This window comes from Inquilinus sp., assembly GCF_057815775.1.
This window is the reverse complement of record NZ_JBYRFX010000652.1, coordinates 1-18,673: the sequence shown is the minus strand read 5'-3', so window position 1 is coordinate 18,673 and position 18,673 is coordinate 1. Positions and strand designations below refer to the sequence as shown.

Annotated in this window: 15 protein-coding genes and 1 pseudogene; 7 read left to right on the top strand and 9 right to left on the bottom strand. The window is 65.2% G+C overall.

Features of this window, described 5'->3' with window-relative positions; all coding sequences use genetic code 11:
- Window positions 1-10 precede the first annotated feature (10 nt).
- Genes AC3XYG_RS22650 through AC3XYG_RS22640 form a run of 3 tightly spaced genes read right to left on the bottom strand, consistent with a single transcriptional unit; the run spans window position 11 to window position 3,823 of the window.
- On the bottom strand, window positions 11-2,281 hold the full coding sequence (locus AC3XYG_RS22650) for a xanthine dehydrogenase family protein molybdopterin-binding subunit (RefSeq protein ID WP_489142125.1): 2,271 nt from the start codon (window positions 2,279-2,281) through the stop codon (window positions 11-13).
- Window positions 2,271-3,329, bottom strand: coding sequence for an FAD binding domain-containing protein (locus tag AC3XYG_RS22645; RefSeq protein ID WP_489142124.1), 1,059 nt, complete (start codon window positions 3,327-3,329; stop codon window positions 2,271-2,273). Before AC3XYG_RS22645 ends, AC3XYG_RS22650 begins: the two co-directional genes overlap by 11 nt.
- Window positions 3,326-3,823 (bottom strand): (2Fe-2S)-binding protein, encoded by a 498-nt coding sequence (locus AC3XYG_RS22640; protein ID WP_489142123.1) that lies wholly within the window; start codon window positions 3,821-3,823, stop codon window positions 3,326-3,328. Before AC3XYG_RS22640 ends, AC3XYG_RS22645 begins: the two co-directional genes overlap by 4 nt.
- Before the next feature lie 180 nt (window positions 3,824-4,003).
- Here AC3XYG_RS22640 and AC3XYG_RS22635 point away from each other — a divergent pair, with 180 nt between their 5' ends.
- The 5 genes from AC3XYG_RS22635 (at window position 4,004) to AC3XYG_RS22615 (ending at window position 8,454) form a co-directional block, all read left to right on the top strand.
- Entirely contained in the window at window positions 4,004-4,606 is a 603-nt protein-coding gene (locus AC3XYG_RS22635; protein WP_489142122.1) for a TetR/AcrR family transcriptional regulator, read from the top strand.
- A 644-nt stretch (window positions 4,607-5,250) separates the two neighbouring features.
- Window positions 5,251-6,072, top strand: a complete 822-nt coding sequence (locus AC3XYG_RS22630; protein WP_489142121.1) for an alpha/beta fold hydrolase — start codon at window positions 5,251-5,253, stop codon at window positions 6,070-6,072.
- 84 nt (window positions 6,073-6,156) lie between these two features.
- Window positions 6,157-7,125 carry an MBL fold metallo-hydrolase gene (locus AC3XYG_RS22625; protein ID WP_489142120.1) on the top strand — a complete coding sequence of 323 codons (969 nt, stop codon included), beginning with the start codon at window positions 6,157-6,159 and terminating at the stop codon, window positions 7,123-7,125.
- A gap of 45 nt (window positions 7,126-7,170) precedes the next feature.
- Window positions 7,171-7,608, top strand: coding sequence for a DsrE family protein (locus AC3XYG_RS22620; RefSeq protein ID WP_489142119.1), 438 nt, complete (start codon window positions 7,171-7,173; stop codon window positions 7,606-7,608).
- A gap of 132 nt (window positions 7,609-7,740) precedes the next feature.
- On the top strand, window positions 7,741-8,454 hold the full coding sequence (locus AC3XYG_RS22615; RefSeq protein ID WP_489142118.1) for an SDR family NAD(P)-dependent oxidoreductase: 714 nt from the start codon (window positions 7,741-7,743) through the stop codon (window positions 8,452-8,454).
- Between the two features lie 89 nt (window positions 8,455-8,543).
- On the opposite strand, the gene AC3XYG_RS22610 is transcribed toward AC3XYG_RS22615, so the two are convergent.
- Entirely contained in the window at window positions 8,544-10,004 is a 1,461-nt protein-coding gene (locus tag AC3XYG_RS22610) for an aminotransferase-like domain-containing protein (RefSeq protein ID WP_489142117.1), read from the bottom strand.
- Between AC3XYG_RS22610 and AC3XYG_RS22605 the strand changes: the two genes are divergently transcribed.
- Together AC3XYG_RS22605 and AC3XYG_RS22600 are read left to right on the top strand one after the other, a co-directional pair.
- A complete protein-coding gene (locus tag AC3XYG_RS22605; RefSeq protein WP_489142116.1) occupies window positions 10,003-11,007 on the top strand; it encodes a helix-turn-helix domain-containing protein in 1,005 nt (334 codons plus the stop codon). The genes AC3XYG_RS22610 and AC3XYG_RS22605 overlap by 2 nt on opposite strands.
- A 133-nt stretch (window positions 11,008-11,140) precedes the next feature.
- Window positions 11,141-11,620: a Dps family protein gene (locus AC3XYG_RS22600; RefSeq protein WP_489142115.1), complete on the top strand. Its 480-nt coding sequence runs from the start codon at window positions 11,141-11,143 to the stop codon at window positions 11,618-11,620.
- Between the two features lie 340 nt (window positions 11,621-11,960).
- Here the strand turns inward: AC3XYG_RS22600 and AC3XYG_RS22595 are convergent, their stop codons facing one another.
- The 5 genes and pseudogenes from AC3XYG_RS22595 to AC3XYG_RS22575 form a co-directional block, all read right to left on the bottom strand.
- Window positions 11,961-14,783: a beta strand repeat-containing protein gene (locus tag AC3XYG_RS22595; RefSeq protein ID WP_489142114.1), complete on the bottom strand. Its 2,823-nt coding sequence runs from the start codon at window positions 14,781-14,783 to the stop codon at window positions 11,961-11,963.
- Between the two features lie 174 nt (window positions 14,784-14,957).
- Window positions 14,958-16,154, bottom strand: coding sequence for a helix-turn-helix transcriptional regulator (locus AC3XYG_RS22590; protein ID WP_489142113.1), 1,197 nt, complete (start codon window positions 16,152-16,154; stop codon window positions 14,958-14,960).
- Window positions 16,155-16,218: 64 nt separating this feature from the next.
- Window positions 16,219-16,671 carry a DeoR/GlpR family DNA-binding transcription regulator gene (locus AC3XYG_RS22585; protein ID WP_489142126.1) on the bottom strand — a complete coding sequence of 151 codons (453 nt, stop codon included), beginning with the start codon at window positions 16,669-16,671 and terminating at the stop codon, window positions 16,219-16,221.
- A pseudogene (locus AC3XYG_RS22580) lies at window positions 16,602-16,802 on the bottom strand (hypothetical protein); the annotation flags it as partial. The gene AC3XYG_RS22585 and the pseudogene AC3XYG_RS22580, both read right to left, overlap by 70 nt.
- Before the next feature lie 255 nt (window positions 16,803-17,057).
- A complete protein-coding gene (locus AC3XYG_RS22575; RefSeq protein WP_489142112.1) occupies window positions 17,058-18,149 on the bottom strand; it encodes a hypothetical protein in 1,092 nt (363 codons plus the stop codon).
- Between the last annotated feature and the right edge of the window lie 524 nt (window positions 18,150-18,673).

Sequence of the window (18,673 nt, the reverse complement as noted above, 5' to 3'; positions counted from 1 at the left end):
TCCTATTGCCTCAAGCTGGACGCGGCATCAGCAAATCGTCGATCGCGATCGGAAAGCGGCGCACGCGGATGCCGGTGGCGTGCCAGACCGCGTTGGCGACAGCACCTGCGCTGCCGGTGACACCGATCTCGCCGACGCCCTTGATGCCGAGCGCGTTGACGTAGGGATCGTGCTCCTCGACGGTCAGGACGTCGAGCGACGGCACATCGGCGTTTACGGGGATCTGATACTCGGCAAGGTTCGCGTTCATAATCCGCCCCGATCGGCGGTCGGTCACGGCCTGCTCGTGCAGCGCAAACGACATGCCCCAGATCATGCCGCCATAGAGCTGGCTTTGCACCAGCCGCGGATTGATCACCCGCCCCGCCGCGAAGGCCCCGACAAGGCGGCTGACGCGGACCTGGCCAAGATCGGGATCGATCCGGACCTCGGCGAACACCGCCCCGTGCGCATGCATGGCATAGGCCGATTGCGCTGCAGGGTCCGCAGCACTCTTGCCGCGGGCTTCGATCTCGGCCTGACCTGCGCGGCCGAGAATCGAGGCATAGCTCTCGCTCCGGCCGTCGTCGTCGCGACGGAACAAGCGCCCTTCCCGAGCGACCACACCGGCGTTTCCCGCTCCGAACAGCGGCGAGCGCTCGTCGGCCGTCGCCAAGTCGGCGAGCTTGGCAATGACGGCGGCGCCGGCATTGTGGATCGCCATCCCGGCCGTGGCGGTGTGTGCCGAACCGCCGGCAATCCCGGCATCGGGAAGGTCAGATGATCCAGCCTTGAACTCCATCTGCTCGAGATCGAGCCCCAGGGAATCGGCCGCGATCTGGGCGAAGGCGGTCCATGCCCCCTGGCCCATGTCGTGCGCGCCCGTCTCCATCACGCCAGTCCCGTCGCGTCGCAGGACAGCCCGGGCCTCAGCCTGGAACATCAACGCCGGGAATGTCGCGGTGCCCACGCCCCAGCCGATCAGGAAACCGGCCTCGTCGCGCATCTGACGCGGCGCGAGCGGGCGCCCCGACCAGCCGAAGTGTTCCGAACCCTTGGCGTAGCATTCGCGCAGGGCCTTGGAGGAGAACGGCTTGCCGGAGATCGGCTCGACCTCGGCATAATTCTTCAGCCGGAAGGCCAGCGGGTCCATCCCGATGGCCCAGGCCGCCTCGTCAATCGCACTCTCCAGCGCGATCGAACCCGTGGCCTCGCCGGGGGCCCGCATGAACAGCGGCGTGCCGGTGTCGTTCCGCACCACCTCGTGCGAGCTCACGATGGCGGGGCTCGCATACAGCGTGTGCGAGGCGTCCGCCGCCGGCTCGAAGAAGTCGTCGAAGGTGCTGGAGGTCGTCTTCGCGTGATGCTCCAGCGCCGTCAGCCCGCCGTCGCTGTCGACACCGATGCGCAGCGTCTGGCGGGTGGGCGCACGATGGCCGACAGGCCCGAACATCTGCTCGCGGCGGAGCACCAGCTTGACCGGCCGGTCGACCAGCCGGGCCGCCAGGATGCCGAGGATCTGCGGGCCCGAGACGAGGCCCTTGGACCCGAAGCCGCCGCCGAGGAACGGGCTGCGGATGTGGATCTTCTCCGGGGCGATCCCGAACAGCCCGGCGATCCGCCCCTGGGCCATGGCCATGCCCTGGCTCGGCGTGTCGATGGACAGGGCGTCGCCGTCCCAGGCGGCGACGATGGCATGCGGCTCGATCGGGTTGTGGTATTGCGCGGGGGTCTCATAGGTCGCCTCGACCAGGTGCGCCGCCGTCGCGAGGCCCGCCTCGACGTCACCCCGCTCGACCCGGGCCGGATTGCCGACGCCGACGGCGGGCGGCAGGAAGCTGTCGCCGGCGTCCAGCCCCACCCGGGCCGGCTGCACATCATAGCGCGGTGACAGCAGCGTCGCCCCTTCCGTCGCGGCCTCCAGCGTCTCGGCGATCACCACCGCGATCGGCTGGTTCGCATAGCGCACCAGATCGTTCTGCAGCAGGTCGAGCCGGAACATGAAGGGGTGGAGCTTGGCATCCGGGTCCATCGCCAGGGGCGGCCGGTTGGCGGGGGTCATGACATCGACGACGCCCGGGTGCGCCTTGGCCGCCCCGATGTCGAGGAAGGTCACCCTGCCGCGTGCGACGCTGCTGACCGCCATGACCGCATACAGCATCCCGGCCGGGTGGTTGTCGGCGGCGTAGCGGGCCTTCCCGGTCACCTTCAGGACGCCGTCGCGGCGCGTGAGCGGCTGCCCGATGCTGGAGCCGTGCCGGGCGTGGGCGGGAGCCTGGGTGGGGTTGATCTCAGACGTCATGGCGTGCTCCGGGACCGAATGAGAACGGGGATGCCGGAAGGGCGGGGACACGCTCCGGCGTGCCGGCCGCGGCGACCGTCAGGGCACGCACCAGGATCCGGCGCGCGAGTTCGATCTTGAAGGCATTGTCGCCGGAGGGCCTGGCGTCGGCCAAGGCCGCCTCCGCCGCCCGGCGGAAGACGGCTTCATCGGGGCGGGCGCCGGCCAGGACATCTTCCGCCGCACGGGCGCGCCACGGCTTGGCGGCGACCCCGCCCAGCGCGAGCCGCGCCGTCCGGATGGTGCCGCCCTCGATCCGCAGCGCCGCAGCGGCCGAGACCACCGCGAAGGCGTAGGAGGTGCGCTCGCGCACCTTGAGGTAGCGGGAATGCGCCGAGAACCCGGCGGCTTCGGCCGGCAGGCGCAGGGCGACGATCAGGTCCCCCGGCTGGAGCGCGCTCTCCTGCTCCGGCGTGGTCCCGGGCAGGCGGTGGAGGGCCTCGACCGGTATGTCGCGCCGGCCGCCTGCGCCTTCGACCTCGACGACGGCATCCAGCGCGACCAGCGGCACGCAGAAATCCGACGGATGGGTGGCGATGCAGGACTCGCTCCAGCCGAGCACGGCGTGCAGGCGATTCTCGCCGTTCCGGGCGTCGCAGCCCGCGCCGGGTTCGCGTTTGTTGCAGGCGCTGGCGGTGTCGTAGAAATACCCGCAGCGTGTCCGCTGCAGCAGATTGCCGCCGACCGTCGCGGCATTGCGGAGCTGCGCCGAAGCCCCCGACAGCAGCGCCTCCGCCACCGCCGGATAGGCCCGGGCGAACTCGGGATCGTGGGCGAGATCGGCATTGCGGACCAGCGCGCCGATGCGGATGCCGCCATCGGGCAGGGGTTCGATGCCGTCGAGCCCGGGAAGGCGCGTGACATCGACCAGACGGTCCGGGCGGCTGATGCCGCCCTTCATCAGGTCGAGGAGGTTGGTGCCGGCGGCGAGATAGGCGGACCCCGGCTCGGCCGCTGCCGCGACGGCAGCGGTGATCGACGTGGGTCGGACGTAATCGAAGGTTTTCACGCGGCGTCCCTCCGGCCGGTCGCGGCCAGCGTCTTCTGCGCCTCCAGCACCGCCTCGGTGATCCCGGAATAGGCCGCGCATCGACAGAGGTTTCCGCTCATGCCCTCGCGGATGCGCTCGGGGTCGTCACCGGCCTGGCCTTCCCCGATCAGTCCGATCGCGCTCATGATCTGGCCCGGGGTGCAGAACCCGCACTGGAAGCCGTCATGGGCGATGAAGGCAGCCTGGACGGGGTGGAGTTGATCGCCGCGGGCCACACCCTCGATCGTGAGGATATCGGCGCCGTCGAAGCTGACGGCCAGCGCCAGGCAGGAATTGATCCGGCGGCCGTCGACCAGGATCGTGCAGGCGCCGCACTGGCCCCGGTCGCAGCCCTTCTTGGTGCCGGTCAGGTCGAGGCGTTCACGCAGGAGATCGAGCAGCGTGACCCGCGGACTCTCCAGCTCAACGTCATGCCGCACACCATTCACGGTGAGACTGATGGCGAAATTCATGCAGGACTCCGATCAGTGATATCGTCGAAGGCATTGGGGCCGCACGAGCGGTGCGGTAGTCGGGCGGCCTGAGGGCCGGACTGAGGTCGTCCGGCTTGACGGAAAAGTGGCGTCAGGCAATCTACCCGTTCAGGAATGATACGGAGGAGCCCTCCGCTTTGCAAGCGGGCGGGCAACCAGATGAAGAATATGGGGGAGCGCTCAGCAAAGACCACCCGGAGGCCTCGGGCCGATGCCGTCCGCAATCGCGAGCGCGTGCTGGAGGCGGCTAAGGCGGTTTTCAGCGCCGGCGGCCCGGATGCCAGCCTGGAAGCTGTGGCTAGGCGGGCCGAGGTCGGCATCGGTACGCTGTACAGGCATTTTCCAACACGCGAAGCTCTGTTCGAGGCCGCCTTTCGACGCGAAGTCGAACAGCTCGGTGACCTGGCTGAGCAATTGAAGGACGAGGCTGAACCTGTCGACGCCCTGCGTCGCTGGCTCAGCGCCAATGTCGAATTGGTTGCCACCAAAAAGGGCATGTTGGCGGCGCTGGCCCTCGCGACACATGGCCCGTCGGACCTGTATGCCTATACGTTTGATCGCCTGACCAAGGCCGTCGGCACACTTCTGGATCGCGCCGTCGCGACTGGCGAGATCCGCTCCGACATCAGCGCCGCTGACCTTCTGCGTGCGCTCGTGGGCATGTCCTACATGCACGACCAGCCTGGCTGGCAGGAGACGGTGCTGCGGCTGGTGAATGTGTTCGTCGACGGGCTTTGCGTGCCGACGAAAGGGAAGAGATGAGAGCAATTTTGCGGCGACGTGGCATTGCTGAGCGGGGCAACAAACTGTCAAACCCGACAGCCGGAGGGGTTCGGCCGGTTCGGCTGATGTGCGCCATAAGCGGTCATGGATGGGGCTCCTCCAAACCGGACATGCCTCAGCGCGCTGAATTTGGACCGTTCTCGCTCGCTTGGTGCGCTGTTGGGTATCGAAACCGGCCGTCCACTCGGCTCCCGAGAGCGGAACTCCCAGGGCGACAGTACCCGCTCCCCTGCGGCAGACCGCGAACGGAGGTCGATCCGTGCATTTAATGGCAACGCGTCGCTGTCGAGCAGACCCGGGCTAGGTCGGAAGCACCGACGCCGTGGAGGGCTCAACGCCACCAAAGCGCATTCTGGCCAAGACGTTCAATGACATGGCGTGTCGTTCAATCTTCGGGCGGCGCCCGCTGCGAAGGTGGTGCTGCAGCCAAGACGTCTCACGTAGCCGTTCAGCCTATGGCCGGAGCATCCCATGCCCGAGACCACATTCATTGCGCCCCGTCGGACCGTCATGCTCGGAGCGGCCGGCATCATTGCCGTTTCGGTCCTGTCCACTCGGGGTTCCTCACTGTAGGCGACGGTTCGGCCCGGGCGTTGCCGGCAGCCCTTCAGAAAGGGAAGACCATGAGCATGATCACCACGAAAGACGGCACGCATATCTATTACAACGACTGGGGCACTGGGCAGCCCATTGTCTTCAGCCATGGCTGGCCGCTCAGCGCCGACGCGTTCGAGGACCAGATGTTCTTCCTCGCGTCAAACGGCTATCGCTGCATCGCCCACGATCGCCGTGGGCACGGACGATCGAGCCAGCCCTGGCAGGGCAACGACCTGGACACGTACGCCGACGATCTCGCCGAGCTGGTCAGATACCTCGACCTCAAGGACGCGATCCACGTCGGTCACTCGACAGGTGGCGGCGAAGTGGCCCGCTACATCGGCCGCCACGGCACCGGCCGCGTGGCCAAGGCCGTGCTGATCGGTGCCATTCCACCGGTCATGGTCAAGAGCGAGAAGAATCCCGGCGGAACTCCGATCGAGGTCTTCGACCAGCTCCGCGCAGGCGTGCTGGCCGACCGATCTCAGTTCTGGAAGGACCTCAGCCTGCCCTTCTACGGCTACAACAAACCGGGTGCGAAGGTCTCGGAAGGCGTGCGTAACTCATTCTGGCTGCAGGGCATGATGGCCGGTATCCCGGCGTCCTATTTCTGCATCAGGGCCTTTTCCGAGACGGACCTGACCGACGATCTGAAGCGGATCGACGTACCGACGCTCGTTCTGCATGGCGATGCCGATCAGATCGTGCCGATCGCCGACTCCGCCCTCCTGTCCTCGAAGATCGTCAAGAATGCGACATTGAAGATCTATGAGGGGGCGCCGCATGGGCTGTGCACGACGCTCAAGGACCGCGTCAACGCCGAGCTATTGGCATTCATCAAGACCTGAGCGGTCCGGTCGCAATACAAACTGCGGCGCCCGCAATTTCCGAAATCGTCTGCAACCGATCTCCATTTCTTTCCCGGAGGTTTCATGGCCATCCAGCAGCCCATCTTGTCTCGACGCGGTTTCTGCCTCTGCTGCATCGGGGCGCCCGTCTTCGCCGCCTGCGGAGGCTGGCTCAGCCCTCGGCAGGCCTATGCGGAGGCTCGGAATATCGTCGATTTGATCCGCGACGACGCTGCCACGGCGCCGATCAAGGTCCATAAGCTCCGTCGCGATGTCAGCGTCCTCGAGGGCTCCGGTGGGAACATCGGCGTCCTGACTGGTGCGGACGGCAAGGTGTTCATCGATGCCGGAATCACCGCATCGCGTCCGCGAATCCTGGAGGCTGCCAACAGCCTCAGCCGAGATCCGATCAAACATCTCATCAACACCCACTGGCACTTCGACCATGCGGACGGCAATGAATGGCTGAACGCGGAAGGGGCCGCCATCCTTGCTCATGAGAACACTCACAAGCATCTCCTGGGCGCCCAGCGGGTCGAGGATTGGGATTTCAACTTTCCTGCCCCACCTCTGGCGGCCGTCCCATCCGAGGTCTTCTCCTCGGACAAGACTCTGAGCCTCAATCGCTCCACGGTCGTCTTGAAATATTACGGCTCCGCCCACACTGACTGCGACATATCCGTTACAGTGACCGAAGCGGATATCCGTCACTGCGGCGACACCTTCTGGAATGGCATCTACCCATTCATTGACTATTCAACCGGCGGCAATATCGAGGGAATGATCAAGGCCGCCGAGGCGAATGTCTCCGCGACCACCGATAAAACGATCGTGATCCCGGGCCACGGGAAGCCTGTCAGCAACAGGACGGAACTCATTGCGTTCCGCGACATGCTCGTCGCGATCCATGAAAACGTCTCGACGCTCAAGAAGGAAGGGCGGTCGCTGGATGAGACCATCGCCGCGAAGCCTACTGCCGCCTTCGATGCCAAATGGGGTCAGTTCGTGATCACGCCGGAATTCTTCACAAGGTTGGTCTACGAGGGCGCGTGACGCCTTGCATCATCATTTGCCCTACCTTGATACAGGAGTTGCAACATGTCTGCATCGGTGAAGCCGCTTCACATCGATATCCCGGTGTATTTGGCAGAAGTGAAGTCGGTGTTCAGTATCGGTGCCCTTGAGTTCGAAGGCGATCTGCCGGCATCCATTTTTCATCTGCAGCTGATCGAGAATGATGTCGCCGACTGGAAGGCCAAGGCCCAGGTCATTGCGGTCTTCCACACGAACGCTGGTCATGTGACGCTGCATGACGACGCGTACAATGCCGAACGAAACATCGCTACAGGTAATCCTTACAGGAAGCTTCTATCTGGCCTAATGAGGCAGGGTGTGTATGTCGAGTTGTGCGGCGCGACTGCCAATATTCACAATTGGGGAAATGAAGATCTACTTCCCGGAATCAAGGTCAACACGGACGCGATGGCGAGGACAACTCAGCTCGTTCAGGAAGGCTTTGTGAAGATCACGGAATGACCGCAGGAAGGGCGACCCGGGCACCCTCCAAACCTGTAGGACGTCCGGCGACCGATCTGGATGTCATGCCAAGGGTATCGTTGTACCCATGGCCTGCGACTGACGCCGACGAGCGACGCGAGAAGAGCCGCCATGAACGGGGGATCCAAGGTCGCTGTCATCACCGGAGCGTCTCAGAGTATTGGGTCTCAGCTCGTCAGGGGATTTCTCGACAGCGGCTATCGCGTTGTCGCCACGGGCCAGTTGATCCCGCACAGCGATGATCCGGACCTGCTTACGATCGCCGGCGACATCCGCGACCGCAAGATCGCGTCGGGGGTTGTCACCGCCGCGCTCGAGGAATTTGGCCGGATCGATACCCTCGTCAACAATGCAAGTGTCTTCGTTGCCAAGCCCTTCGTGGACTATTCGGAGGGTGACTTGGCGTCCATCGTTGCCGACAACTTCGGTGGGTTCTTCCATGTGACCCAGATCGCCGCTGCCCACATGCTGACGCAGCGTTCCGGTCACATTGTCAATGTGATCGCCAGCCTGGTCGATCGGCCGGATGAGTTCATCCCTGCCGGACTAGCCTCACTGACGAGGGGTGGGCTTGGGGCTGTAACCGAGGCGCTCGCGCTTGAATTTGCCGACAGGGGCGTTCGAGTGAACGCTGTCGCGACAGGCGTGATAAAGACCCATCTGCGCGGCGTCACAGACGAAGGGTCCCAGGCCGGCCCACGCCGCCCAGTCCGCCTGGGTGAAATACAGGATGTCGTTGACGCCATCCTGTATCTCGAAATGGCGAGTTTCGTGTCGGGCGAGATCCATCACGTGGACGGCGGATCGCATGCCGGGCGGTGGTGATCCCCGGCACAAGACAAGGCCGCCGTCGGGGAAGCTTGTCGTCGACACAGCGGACTCGACAGGATCTGGCGAGGTGCGCAGACCCACCGCTATACGGCGAGGGACGTTGGGGCCCCGGATTTCAGCGTTGCGGCGATGAACTGCAGCGCCTGGGCGAGCTCGGCGCGATTGCGTGCGGCGCCGAGCGAAACGCGCACGGCCTGCGACGGCAACTGCTGTTCCACCATGAAGGCGTCGCCGCCGACCACTGCAAGACCGCCGCGCAGCACGTGCGCCACAAAATCCGACGATTCCCACCACGTTGGCAATGACAGCCAAAGGTGATGGCCGTCCGGCCTGGCGGCGAATGGCAGCCCTTGGAAGATCCGTCCCGCAAGTCTTTGACGCCCATTCGCTTCGGTCCGGATCGCCGAGATGATCTGATCCCCTATCCCTGAGCTAAGCCAATGCGTGACGAGCGCAACCATCAATGGCGCGGCCATTTGGGTCGCTGCTTGAAGGGCGCTCCTCATCGCTTTCTCCGCGGCCGGGCCAGGAACCAGCAGAAGCGAAACCCGCAGTCCGGGCGTGATACATTTGGACAAGCTGACGGCGAGATAGCTGCACTCTGGGATCAGGTTGGCGATTGGTGACGCCGAAGGCTCAAGGAGGCCGTAGACATCGTCTTCAATCAGGACTGTTCCGGTCTCACGGATGATGTCGGCAATGGCGGCTCGGCGATCCGGGTCAAGCGTGGCCGTCGTCGGGTTTTGGAGAGTTGGAACGAGATAGACGGCCTTCGGCCTGTGCTTTTGACACGCCTGCTTCAGCGCGTCCGGAAGGATGCCTCCCTCGTCCATCGCGACGCCCACCAGCTTCACGCCAAGTCTCGCGGCCGCGGCCATGAAGCCCGGATAGGTGAGCCGTTCGGTCACCACGACATCGCCCGGGGAAGTGAGCGAAAGGAGCGTGTTGAAAATCGCAGCCTGAGTTCCCGGATAAATGATCACCCGATCATGCGTTGCTCCCGGCACCCGGCGCCGCAGCCAGGTCGCGGCAACCGCACGCTGCTCGTCGCTGCCCCCTGACGGTTGGTAATTTAGAAAGGCCGTCAGGCTTGAGTCGTTCTGGAGCGCCGCCAATCCCTTGGCGATACGGACATCGAGATTGGCCTCGACTGGATGAGGGGGCAGATTCATCGAGAGGTCGATCTTGACGTGGTCGCGGATGGTGCCCGGGGACCGCATCGTGGTTTCAGACACAAAGGTACCCTGACCGACCTTCGCTTCGGTCAACCCGCGTCGCCTCGCCTCGCCATAAGCGCGCGTCACAGTCGTCAGATCGATCGCTAGCGCGTCTGCGAGGACGCGCTGGGCCGGCAACCTTTGGCCTCGCGCAAGCCGGCCATTGGCGATGTCAGCCGCAATGGCCTCGACGATGCGCAGGTAAAGCGGTCCCGGCCAGTCCGTAAGTGCAGGGATCCACTCCATACAATTCACCCTGTATTTGCTGGATGCAGGCCGCCTTCTCAGCATTGTATGGGCCGTCGCTACGATCAAGGAGATGATCATGGCGCGAGCCCCGAAATCGCTCCGACCGGGACCTGCTGAACGCCGTACTTATGGCGGAGCCAATGACGTGCCTGACTTGGCACGGCCCGATGTCACCGGGTCACCGGGACAGCGCGCGTACTGTCAGGATATTGCACGGCTCTTCAATTTGGAAACTGCGCAGACGATCACCACCACCACTCTGAAGACCACGCAGCTGGCAATCACGCGTGTAACGTCGCTGGCCCATGGTATCGGAATGTCGTCACCAGGTCCAATCGAGAGAGCCTATATCGTCAGCCTTCAACTTCAGGACTCAGGTGCCTGCGAAATCTGGAAGGGCGGGCGTCATGTCCCGATGAATCGTCTGCTGGCGGGATCGATTGTAGTCGTGCACCTTGAGGAGCAGCCGACTGCCTATCTGCCGGATCCGTTCGACTCCCTCCTTTTTTACATTCCGCAGATAACTTTCGACGAGCTCGCGAATGACCACGGGGCACCCCCGATTGGAGCTCTCAGCGACTTTGCTGGACCCGACCCGGTCGTACATCACCTCGGGTGTGCTTTGTTGCCCGCTCTGGACAGGCCGCAGTTCGCCGGACGGCTGTACTGCGATCACATCGCCTTCGCAATCTACGCCCGATTGGCGTCCGAGTACGGCCAACTTCAGCGGCCGCCAAGCCCATTCGGAGCCTTTCTGACGGGTTGGCAGGAGCGCCGCGCCAAGGAATTGCTTGTTGCCAATCTTGCAAGCGAACCTTCGATTACCGCGGTGGCTCAGGCGTGTGGGCTCCCGCTGCGGCGCTTTCTGCGGGCTTTTCGGCAGACGACCGGGATGCCGCCCTATAGGTGGCTTCGCACCTTCCGTATCGACTACGCGAAAGATCTGCTCCTCACGACCTCCCTGCCGCTGGTCCAGATCGCCTACGACTGCGGGTTTGCAGACCAGAGCCACTTCACCAGGGTGTTCACGGCGGCGGTTGGCGTGCCGCCTGGTGCGTGGCGGCACGCGCGACGCGGCTAGACCGGTTGGCGCCATGTCCAAAAGATTGCGTCCTCGTCCAAGACCAACATCTCCCGAGATGGCAAATTACAAGCAGCCGACCCAAAGATGTGAGGGCACCGATATGACAATCGAGGACGCGAGAGCACGTCGCATGGTGGTGCTCAAGACACCGTCAAGCCTGGGAGAGAACGCGGTCCACGATATCGCAACCGGGTTAACCACCCTTTTGGCAGACACGTTTGCACTATACCTCAAGACGAAGAACTTCCATTGGCACATCTCCGGACCTAATTTCCGAGACCTGCATCTGATGCTTGACGAGCAAGGCGATCAGATCTTCGCGACCATCGACGCTGTCGCCGAGCGTTCACGCAAAATCGGCGGCACGACTTTGCGGTCGATCGGTCACATCGCCCGCCTCCAACGTGTTCTGGACAACGACGCCGACTACGTCACGCCGCTCGACATGCTGGCCGAGCTCCGCGACGACAATATGCAGCTCGTGGCACGCATGCGGGAGATGCACGCCTTGGCCGACGAGCACGGTGATGTGGCCACGGTGAGCGTGTTGGAGCCTTGGATCGACGAAGCAGAAGGCCGCATCTGGTTTCTGTTTGAAAACGGCCGATAGGTCCAGCGTCACCTCTGGGAAATCGGCTGCCCGATCCGGTTCTCCGACAAAATTGATCGAGGAAGCCATATCGGGCCGTTTCTCGGCGAATTGCTCCAACCCCGACTTCCAGGCAGTCACGGCATCGGCGATTTCGCCATCACCCCTGATCGGCAGCATGACCCTCGCGGCCGGCGATTTCGTGCTGAAGGGCGCGTTCGCATTCATCAGCGAACCTGACCCTGCGCCCGTCCTTCCCGCACCACGATCTGCATCCCGGCTGTCTTGCAGCCATGGGCGAAGTCGGGCGGGGCGGTCAGTGGCGACCAACTTGCCGCGGCCACCCCTGCCCAGCCGCCGGTCACAGCACGAAGTCAGTGCCGACGAGGGCGATGTTGCCGGAGAGGACGATATTGAAGTCGGAGACGCCGTCGCCATTGATGTCGCCACCAATGACGGTGGTGCTGCCGGAAAAGGCGTAGTGCAACTCGCCCGCCGTGTGGCTGTAGGGGGCGGTGCCGATGATGTGGAAGGCCTGGTCCCGGGCGGCGTGGCTGCGGGCGTCGATCGCCGACAGGTCGATCCTGTCGCCCTGGGCGTGGGTGAAGTCGGTAATGCGGTCGGCACCGGTGCCGGCGGCGCTGTGGCCGGCGGCGGAGAAGACGAAGCGGTCGGCGCCGGCACCGCCCTGCAGGATGTCCCGCCCGGCCCAGCCGTTCAGCACATTGGATCCTGCGTCGCCGTAAAGCGCATCGCTGAAGTTGGAGCCGGTCAGGTTCTCCGTCTCGATGTAATCGCCCTGGGCGTCGCCTCCGGACCCGCCATGGCTGGCCAGGCTGGCCGTCACCCCGGCCGAACTTTCGGTATAGGTGGCGGTGTCGTTGCCGCCGCCGCCGATCAGCCGGTCACCCCCGGCGCCGCCGCGAAGCACGTCGTTGCCGTCCAGCCCCTGCAGGATGTTGGCCCCGACGTTGCCGGTCAGACTGTCGCCGCCCAGGCTGCCATTAACGTTCTCGATGCCGACCAGGACATCACCCTGGGCGTTGCCGCCGAGGCCCGTGCCCGTGGCGAGGTCGATGGTGACCGCGACGCCGCTTTCGGAATAGCTGGCGGTGTCGCTGCCGGCGCCGCCATCGAGCCGGTCCGCCCCGGCGCCGCCGCGGAGCACGTCGCCGCCGGCGCCGCCCGACAGGACATTGGCGCCAGCATTGCCGGTCAGGCTGTCGCTGCCTTGGCTGCCATTGACATTCTCGATGCCGGTCAGAGTGTCACCCTGGGCATTGCCGCCGTGGCCGGTGCCGGCAGCAAGGTCGATCGTCACCGCGATGCTGCTTTCAGAATAGCTGGCGGTGTCGCTGCCGGCGCCGCCATCGAGCCGGTCCGCCCCGGCGCCGCCGCGGAGCACGTCGTTGCCGCCGAAGCCACCTAGAGCGTTGGCGCCGGCATCGCCAGTCAGGCTGTCGCTGCCCTGGCTGCCATTGACGTTCTCGATACCGGTAAGGGTGTCGCCCTGGGCATTGCCGCCCAGCCCGGAGCCGGCAGTGAGGTCCACCGTCACCGCCACGGCGCCTTCGGTGTAGCTGGCGGTGTCGTTGCCGACGCCCCCGTCGAGATGGTCGGCCCCGGCATCGCCGCGGAGCACATCGTTGGCGGCACCGCCGAGGAGTCCGTCGTTTCCGCCAGCGCCCTCCAGGTCATTGGCCAGAGTGCTGCCGGTGAGCCGATCGGCAAAATCGCTGCCGGTGACATTCCCGATGCTGGTCAGGACATCGCCCTGGGCAGTGCCGCCTGATGCCGTTCCCGTTGTCAGGTTGATCGTAACCCCCGCGCCGCTGATGGCGTAGAGGACCTCGTCGACGCCGGCGCCTCCGTTCAAATGGTCTGCGCCCGTCCAATCGGAGAGTTGGTCGTTCCCGTCGCCTCCGTTCAAGGTGTTGCTGCCGCCGCTGCTGGCGATGAGCGTGTCATCGCCGCCATTGCCCGTCAGCACGCCGGCCTCGCTGCCACCGATCAGGATATCGTCGTAGGCGGTGCCCTGGACGTTCTCGACGTTGTCGTCGACCTCGTCACCTTCGGCCTCGCCGAAGTGGCTCTCGCCGCCGACCGAGACGGTCACGCCCAACGTGCCGCCATAGACGACCGTGTCGATGCCGGAGCTGCCTATCAGCCTGTCGGCCCCGGCGCCGCCGCTCAGTACGTCGTTGCCGCCGCCGCCAAAGAGATAATCGTCGCCGGCATTGCCGGTGAGGCGATCGTCGCCGGAACCGGCAGTAAACTGGTTGTCCGCCGCCGACCCGACGATGGTGTCGTCGCCGGTTCCGGTCCACACATTCTCGATATCGGTGCTGATGATGTCGCCTTCGGCAAGGCCGCCGTGACTGACCCCGCCGATCGTCACCATCACGGCTGCGTCGCCGCTGCCAGGTAGCCTATGCAGGTCATACAGATCATAGTGAATGTCGTCGTCACCGGCGCCGCCGCTGATCCTGTCCGCCCCGGCACTGGCCCAGACGAAGTCGTCGCCATCGCCGCCGTTCACGACATCGTTGCCGGCACCGCCATCGAAGTCGTCGTTGCCGGCACCGCCATTGAGCGTGTCGTTGCCGTCGCCACCGTTGAGACTATCCCTGCCGCCTGCCCCGTTGAGGCGATCGTCGCCGCCATTGCCGAATATCGCATTGCCGAACATCGTGCTGTTCGTGGCCGGTCCGGTCAGGGTGTCGGCATAGGCGCTGCCCGCGAGACTCTCGATGTCGCCACTGAGGATATCGCCCTGCGCGTCGCCGCCGGATGCGGTCAGCGTCGTCAGGTCGACGGTCACGGCGGCACTGCTGCTGCTGTAATCGGCCCGGTCGGTCCCGGCGCCGCCGATCAGCCGGTCGGCACCGGCGCCGCCGGTCAGGCTGTCGTCGCCGGTGCTGCCATTGAGCGCGTCGCTGCCGGCACCGCCGATCAGCACGTCCCCGCCGGCGTCCCCGTTCAGCGTGTCGTTCCCCTCCCCGCCATCCAGGTAGTCGCCGTTCACGGCGTCGCTGGTCCAGTTGATGCCATCGCCGTTCAGCTTATCGTTCCCGCCTTCGCCATAAAGGGTGTCATTGCCGTAGAGACCGTTGATCGTGTCGTCGCCCGGCGTGCCGTGCAACGTATCGGGAATAACTGAATCCAATCCATTGATGATCGCCATGGCTCTCCCCATTGTTGCCGGCATCGCCGCGCAGCGGGCTGCCGCCGCCGGGCCGCATCCGGCCGCACTCCCGTTCCATGGGCGGGAAGGATAGTGAAAGTGCACCGGCCTTGCGTCACCCCATGGGGTGATGCCGGCGGGTATCGCCGCTTTTCCCCTTTCAGGTGCCGAGGTTCATTGGGGATCGCCCCCGGCCACCAGCCCCAGCGGCGCCATGAGTCGCACCAGTTCGGCCTGGCCCCTGGTGTCCGTCTTCCCGAACACACGGCGCAGATGCGTCTTGACGGTGTTGGGGGAGAGGGCAAGGCGATGGGCGATGCCGGCCAGGCTTTCACCGGTGGCGGCCGCGATCGCCACCCTGGCTTCCGCCTGGGTCAGGCCATAGGCGTCCATGGCCCATGCCAGCGGGATCGACTCCTTGCCGGCGGAATCGGCGATGAACACCATGACGGCGGCGTCCTTCAGGCCCGCATCCTCGTAACGGCCGACATCCCGTCCACGCACGGGAGAGGCGAGGATGGTGAAAGACGCGCCGACATGGGCGCGCGGAATACTGATCGCAGCCGTCGGCATGCCGCGCAACGCCGATTGCACGAGATCGTCCAGCCGTCTCGTCTGGGTTGCCGAACGATGAGTGAGCTTCGCATGGCGCAGGGACAGGTCCCGGCCCGTTCCATCCCATGCGCGGGCCGCGATGTTGGCGAAAACGATTCTTGCTTCGCGGTTCAGTAGGACAACCCCGACCGACAGGCGGTCGAGTACTTGGTACTCCCTGCGCTGCAGGGCACGATAGGCGTCGATGCGGAAACCGAGCTGCATCGAGCGCTGCATATGCGGCGAGAGGGCGGCCAGCAGCCGAAGCTCGGCCTCGCCGTACGGCCCCTGGCGCGGCCCTCGGTTCATATTGAAGGCGGCCGTGAAATCCCGCTTCGTGGCCAGGGCGATCATCGCGTTGTGGCCCAGCCCCTGCGGCCGCAGCACTTCGTCGAAGAAAGCGGTCCGCTGCAGGTCCCGCAGGGGCATGACCTTGTCTGACGACACGACCAGCCCGACCGGCCGGTCCATCATGTGGAGGCTCCAGGGGTTGCGCATATGCCGCGCCTTATAGACGCGGCTGCTCTCCTCACTGAGCCCGCCATTGTGTTCGAAAAACACGGCGGACTGCTTGACGGACTGGCCATAGAGGACACCGCCGGCACTGTTGGTCAGGGCGGCGATCCGGCGCAGGACCGACGGCCACAGATGCGCATCCGCGGCGGCGTCGTAGATCAGGTCCAGCAGCGACTCGGGGATGTCTCGAAGATCAGTCATGCCGATGGCCTGGGGATCCGTGCGGGAAGGGGCGTCGGGCTGAAGAGCCTTCCGGCTCAAACCGCCTTCTCCAGGGAATTATGATGCGCCTGCCGAAAAGTCTCAACCGGCGTTCCGGCCGATCTCAGACCTGCGCCCTGTCCTCCGGCACCACGATCCGCACCCCGGCCGTCTCGCAGCGGCGGGCGAAATCGGGTGCGGGCGGGCGGTCGGCGGCGACCAGGTCGACATCGGTCAGGTTGCACACCTTCACCGGCGCCTCGCGGCCGAATTTGGTATGGTCGGCGATCACCCAGGTCTCGGCCGCCATGGGCCATGCGGCATGCGAGAATTCGGCCTCGAACAGGTGGAAATCGACCAGCTCGCCGCGGCCGTTGATGCCGCCGACCAGCACGGCATAGCGCACCTGGAACTGGCGGACGAAGGCGATGGCGGACGGGCCGAAGGCGGCAACATCGTCGCCATTGACCTCGCCGCCGCCAGGAAGACGCGGTTGTCGTTGCGCGGCGCCAGCACCGCCGTCAGGATTACCCGTTGGTCCTCCGCCGGCAGCCTGGTTCGCAGGCGGGTGAAACAGTCCGCTAGGCCGGTCCAGCGGGCCACCTCCGCCAGCAGATCCGTGATGCGCACCCGCGGCATCACGGTGTGGAAGCGATCGGCCAGGCGCTCGGCTACCTCGGGCGTCACCGCCTGTGGCAGTGTGATTTTTCAGCGCCGCTCCGGTCATCCGAGAGACTGCAATGGGGGATGAACCAGCCCCCGCCCTGAAGTCCGGTTTCGGGAGTCTCCGCAGCGAAGGAGAGTGTCCGCTTCGGAGGAGGCCGGAAGCCTGTGAACGTCCGCCCAGGGGAGGACTATCCGGACACCGCACCTGAAACTTAGGCTATCGATTTCAGCGTGATCGGACAGTAGGGGTCGACGCACGGGAGTGCCGGGGCCGCCGTGCAGCCCCGGCCCATCGGCCTATGCAGCGGCCTCCGCAAGCGGTTCGCCCTCAGCCGCGCCGACGCTTTCACACCTATCCACATCACCCGTCCGAAGGAGCGCCGGCAGCCATTCGGATCCCGCCAGAAGCTGCTCCGCAGCCTGGGCCATGGCCTGCTTCTTCATGCCCGACATCCGCTCGGCCGCATCCACCGAAATGGCATCCTGTACGGCGAGAAGAATGCCCGCCTTGGTGACCCGTTCGAAGTAGCTTCGCGCCGTGGGTGACCAGTGCGCCGACATGTCGAGATCCAGCGCCTGCGCCAACGCATCCCCTGTGGCCCAGGTCCTCGGCTTGCGATTCCAGGGAACCCTCACCGCGTACACCGTCAGGGCCGCGCAATGCGCGAACAAGGCCATGCGGCTGTCTTGGTCGAAGTCGGCGATGAAACCCCACAGGCCGGCTAGATCGGTCGGCATCTGTGCGGCCCAGCCGTCGTGACGCTCCGCCAGCTTCCGCGCGGCTTCGGTGTCTTCGATGCCGACTGCATCTCCCCCCAAGGGGGACGAGCGCGGCCGGATGTCGAGGCAGGTGCCTTCGTCATACCCATTGTAGAAGGTCTGCGCGGCCAGCGCGTGCGTAACGGCGAGAAGCGCCACGTCCGGGTTCTCGCCGACCGCGAGCCGCAGCCCGAGCGTCCGGTGCGCTGTGAGGTCGCGGACCAGGCTGTCCGAAAGCGACCCCATATCGTCCTCGCCGTCCCCATCCCGATCCGGGGTTTCCTCCACCTCGCTGACGGCTTCGTCGCCTACTTCGGCAATCGGGCTCTTCGTCGCCGCACGCTGCGGCTGATCCTCGGGTCGAATGAAACCGGGCTCAATCCGGGCGGTGCCGTCATGGTTGAGAGCGATGAATGCGCCGCCCCGCCCGATCACGTCTGGATCATAGACCTGCTGCTGTGTCGACAACCGTTCGATCTCGGCATTCAGAGCATCCAGACGGACAGCCGCGTCCTCTGGCAGATCATCGGTTCCGTCATACTCCTCGGCCAGCCGGTCCCATTCCGCCGACAGCGCGTCGAGCCTCGCCTGCTCATCGGGCGGGAGGTCCACAGGCTGCGGATCGATCACCCTCCGGTTGAGGGCGAGGAGACAAAGGGCCGAGGCAGCTTGGCCGCGGTGTCAGGCCCAACACGGTCCGGTGCGGGCCGGGCTTGACACCGCGGCGACCCCGGCCAGCGTCAGCAGCCCGTCACCGAGTGATCGCATCGGCGACAACCCCCGCCAACCTGCAGCACGTTGCAGTAGCGCCGCAATGAGCTGTGGCCCCAAGAGGCGAAGCCGTCGTTGGTGCAGGAGTGATTGTCAGCGAATCAGACCCGCGGCGTACGATTCAACAGAGGTCGGCTTCGGACCTGAGTGACCGAACGGTCAGCCGAGATGCATCCCGCCGCGATTTTGTGCCACACCTGGGAGGCATTGCAGGCGCCCAGCGGTGGTGTCCTGGTGGTGTCCAGCGCCAAATGCGCGAAGAGACCGCCACCGCGACCTCATCTTAACGCACTGATATTCCTAGAAGAAACTGGAGCGGGCGAAGGGATTCGAACCCTCGACCCCAACCTTGGCAAGGTTGGGAGATATTGGTGCGGACGGCG

What these genes read in the sequence shown, in the direction of transcription:
- AC3XYG_RS22650 (WP_489142125.1), bottom strand. Translation starts at nt 2,281, where the DNA reads ATGACGTCTGAGATCAACCCCACCCAGGCTCCCGCCCACGCCCGGCAC.
- AC3XYG_RS22640 (WP_489142123.1), bottom strand. Translation starts at nt 3,823, where the DNA reads ATGAATTTCGCCATCAGTCTCACCGTGAATGGTGTGCGGCATGACGTT.
- AC3XYG_RS22635 (WP_489142122.1), top strand. Translation starts at nt 4,004, where the DNA reads ATGAAGAATATGGGGGAGCGCTCAGCAAAGACCACCCGGAGGCCTCGG.
- AC3XYG_RS22630 (WP_489142121.1), top strand. Translation starts at nt 5,251, where the DNA reads ATGAGCATGATCACCACGAAAGACGGCACGCATATCTATTACAACGAC.
- AC3XYG_RS22625 (WP_489142120.1), top strand. Translation starts at nt 6,157, where the DNA reads ATGGCCATCCAGCAGCCCATCTTGTCTCGACGCGGTTTCTGCCTCTGC.
- AC3XYG_RS22620 (WP_489142119.1), top strand. Translation starts at nt 7,171, where the DNA reads ATGTCTGCATCGGTGAAGCCGCTTCACATCGATATCCCGGTGTATTTG.
- AC3XYG_RS22615 (WP_489142118.1), top strand. Translation starts at nt 7,741, where the DNA reads ATGAACGGGGGATCCAAGGTCGCTGTCATCACCGGAGCGTCTCAGAGT.
- AC3XYG_RS22605 (WP_489142116.1), top strand. Translation starts at nt 10,003, where the DNA reads ATGGCGCGAGCCCCGAAATCGCTCCGACCGGGACCTGCTGAACGCCGT.
- AC3XYG_RS22610 (WP_489142117.1), bottom strand. Translation starts at nt 10,004, where the DNA reads ATGATCATCTCCTTGATCGTAGCGACGGCCCATACAATGCTGAGAAGG.
- AC3XYG_RS22600 (WP_489142115.1), top strand. Translation starts at nt 11,141, where the DNA reads ATGGTGGTGCTCAAGACACCGTCAAGCCTGGGAGAGAACGCGGTCCAC.
- AC3XYG_RS22595 (WP_489142114.1), bottom strand. Translation starts at nt 14,783, where the DNA reads ATGGCGATCATCAATGGATTGGATTCAGTTATTCCCGATACGTTGCAC.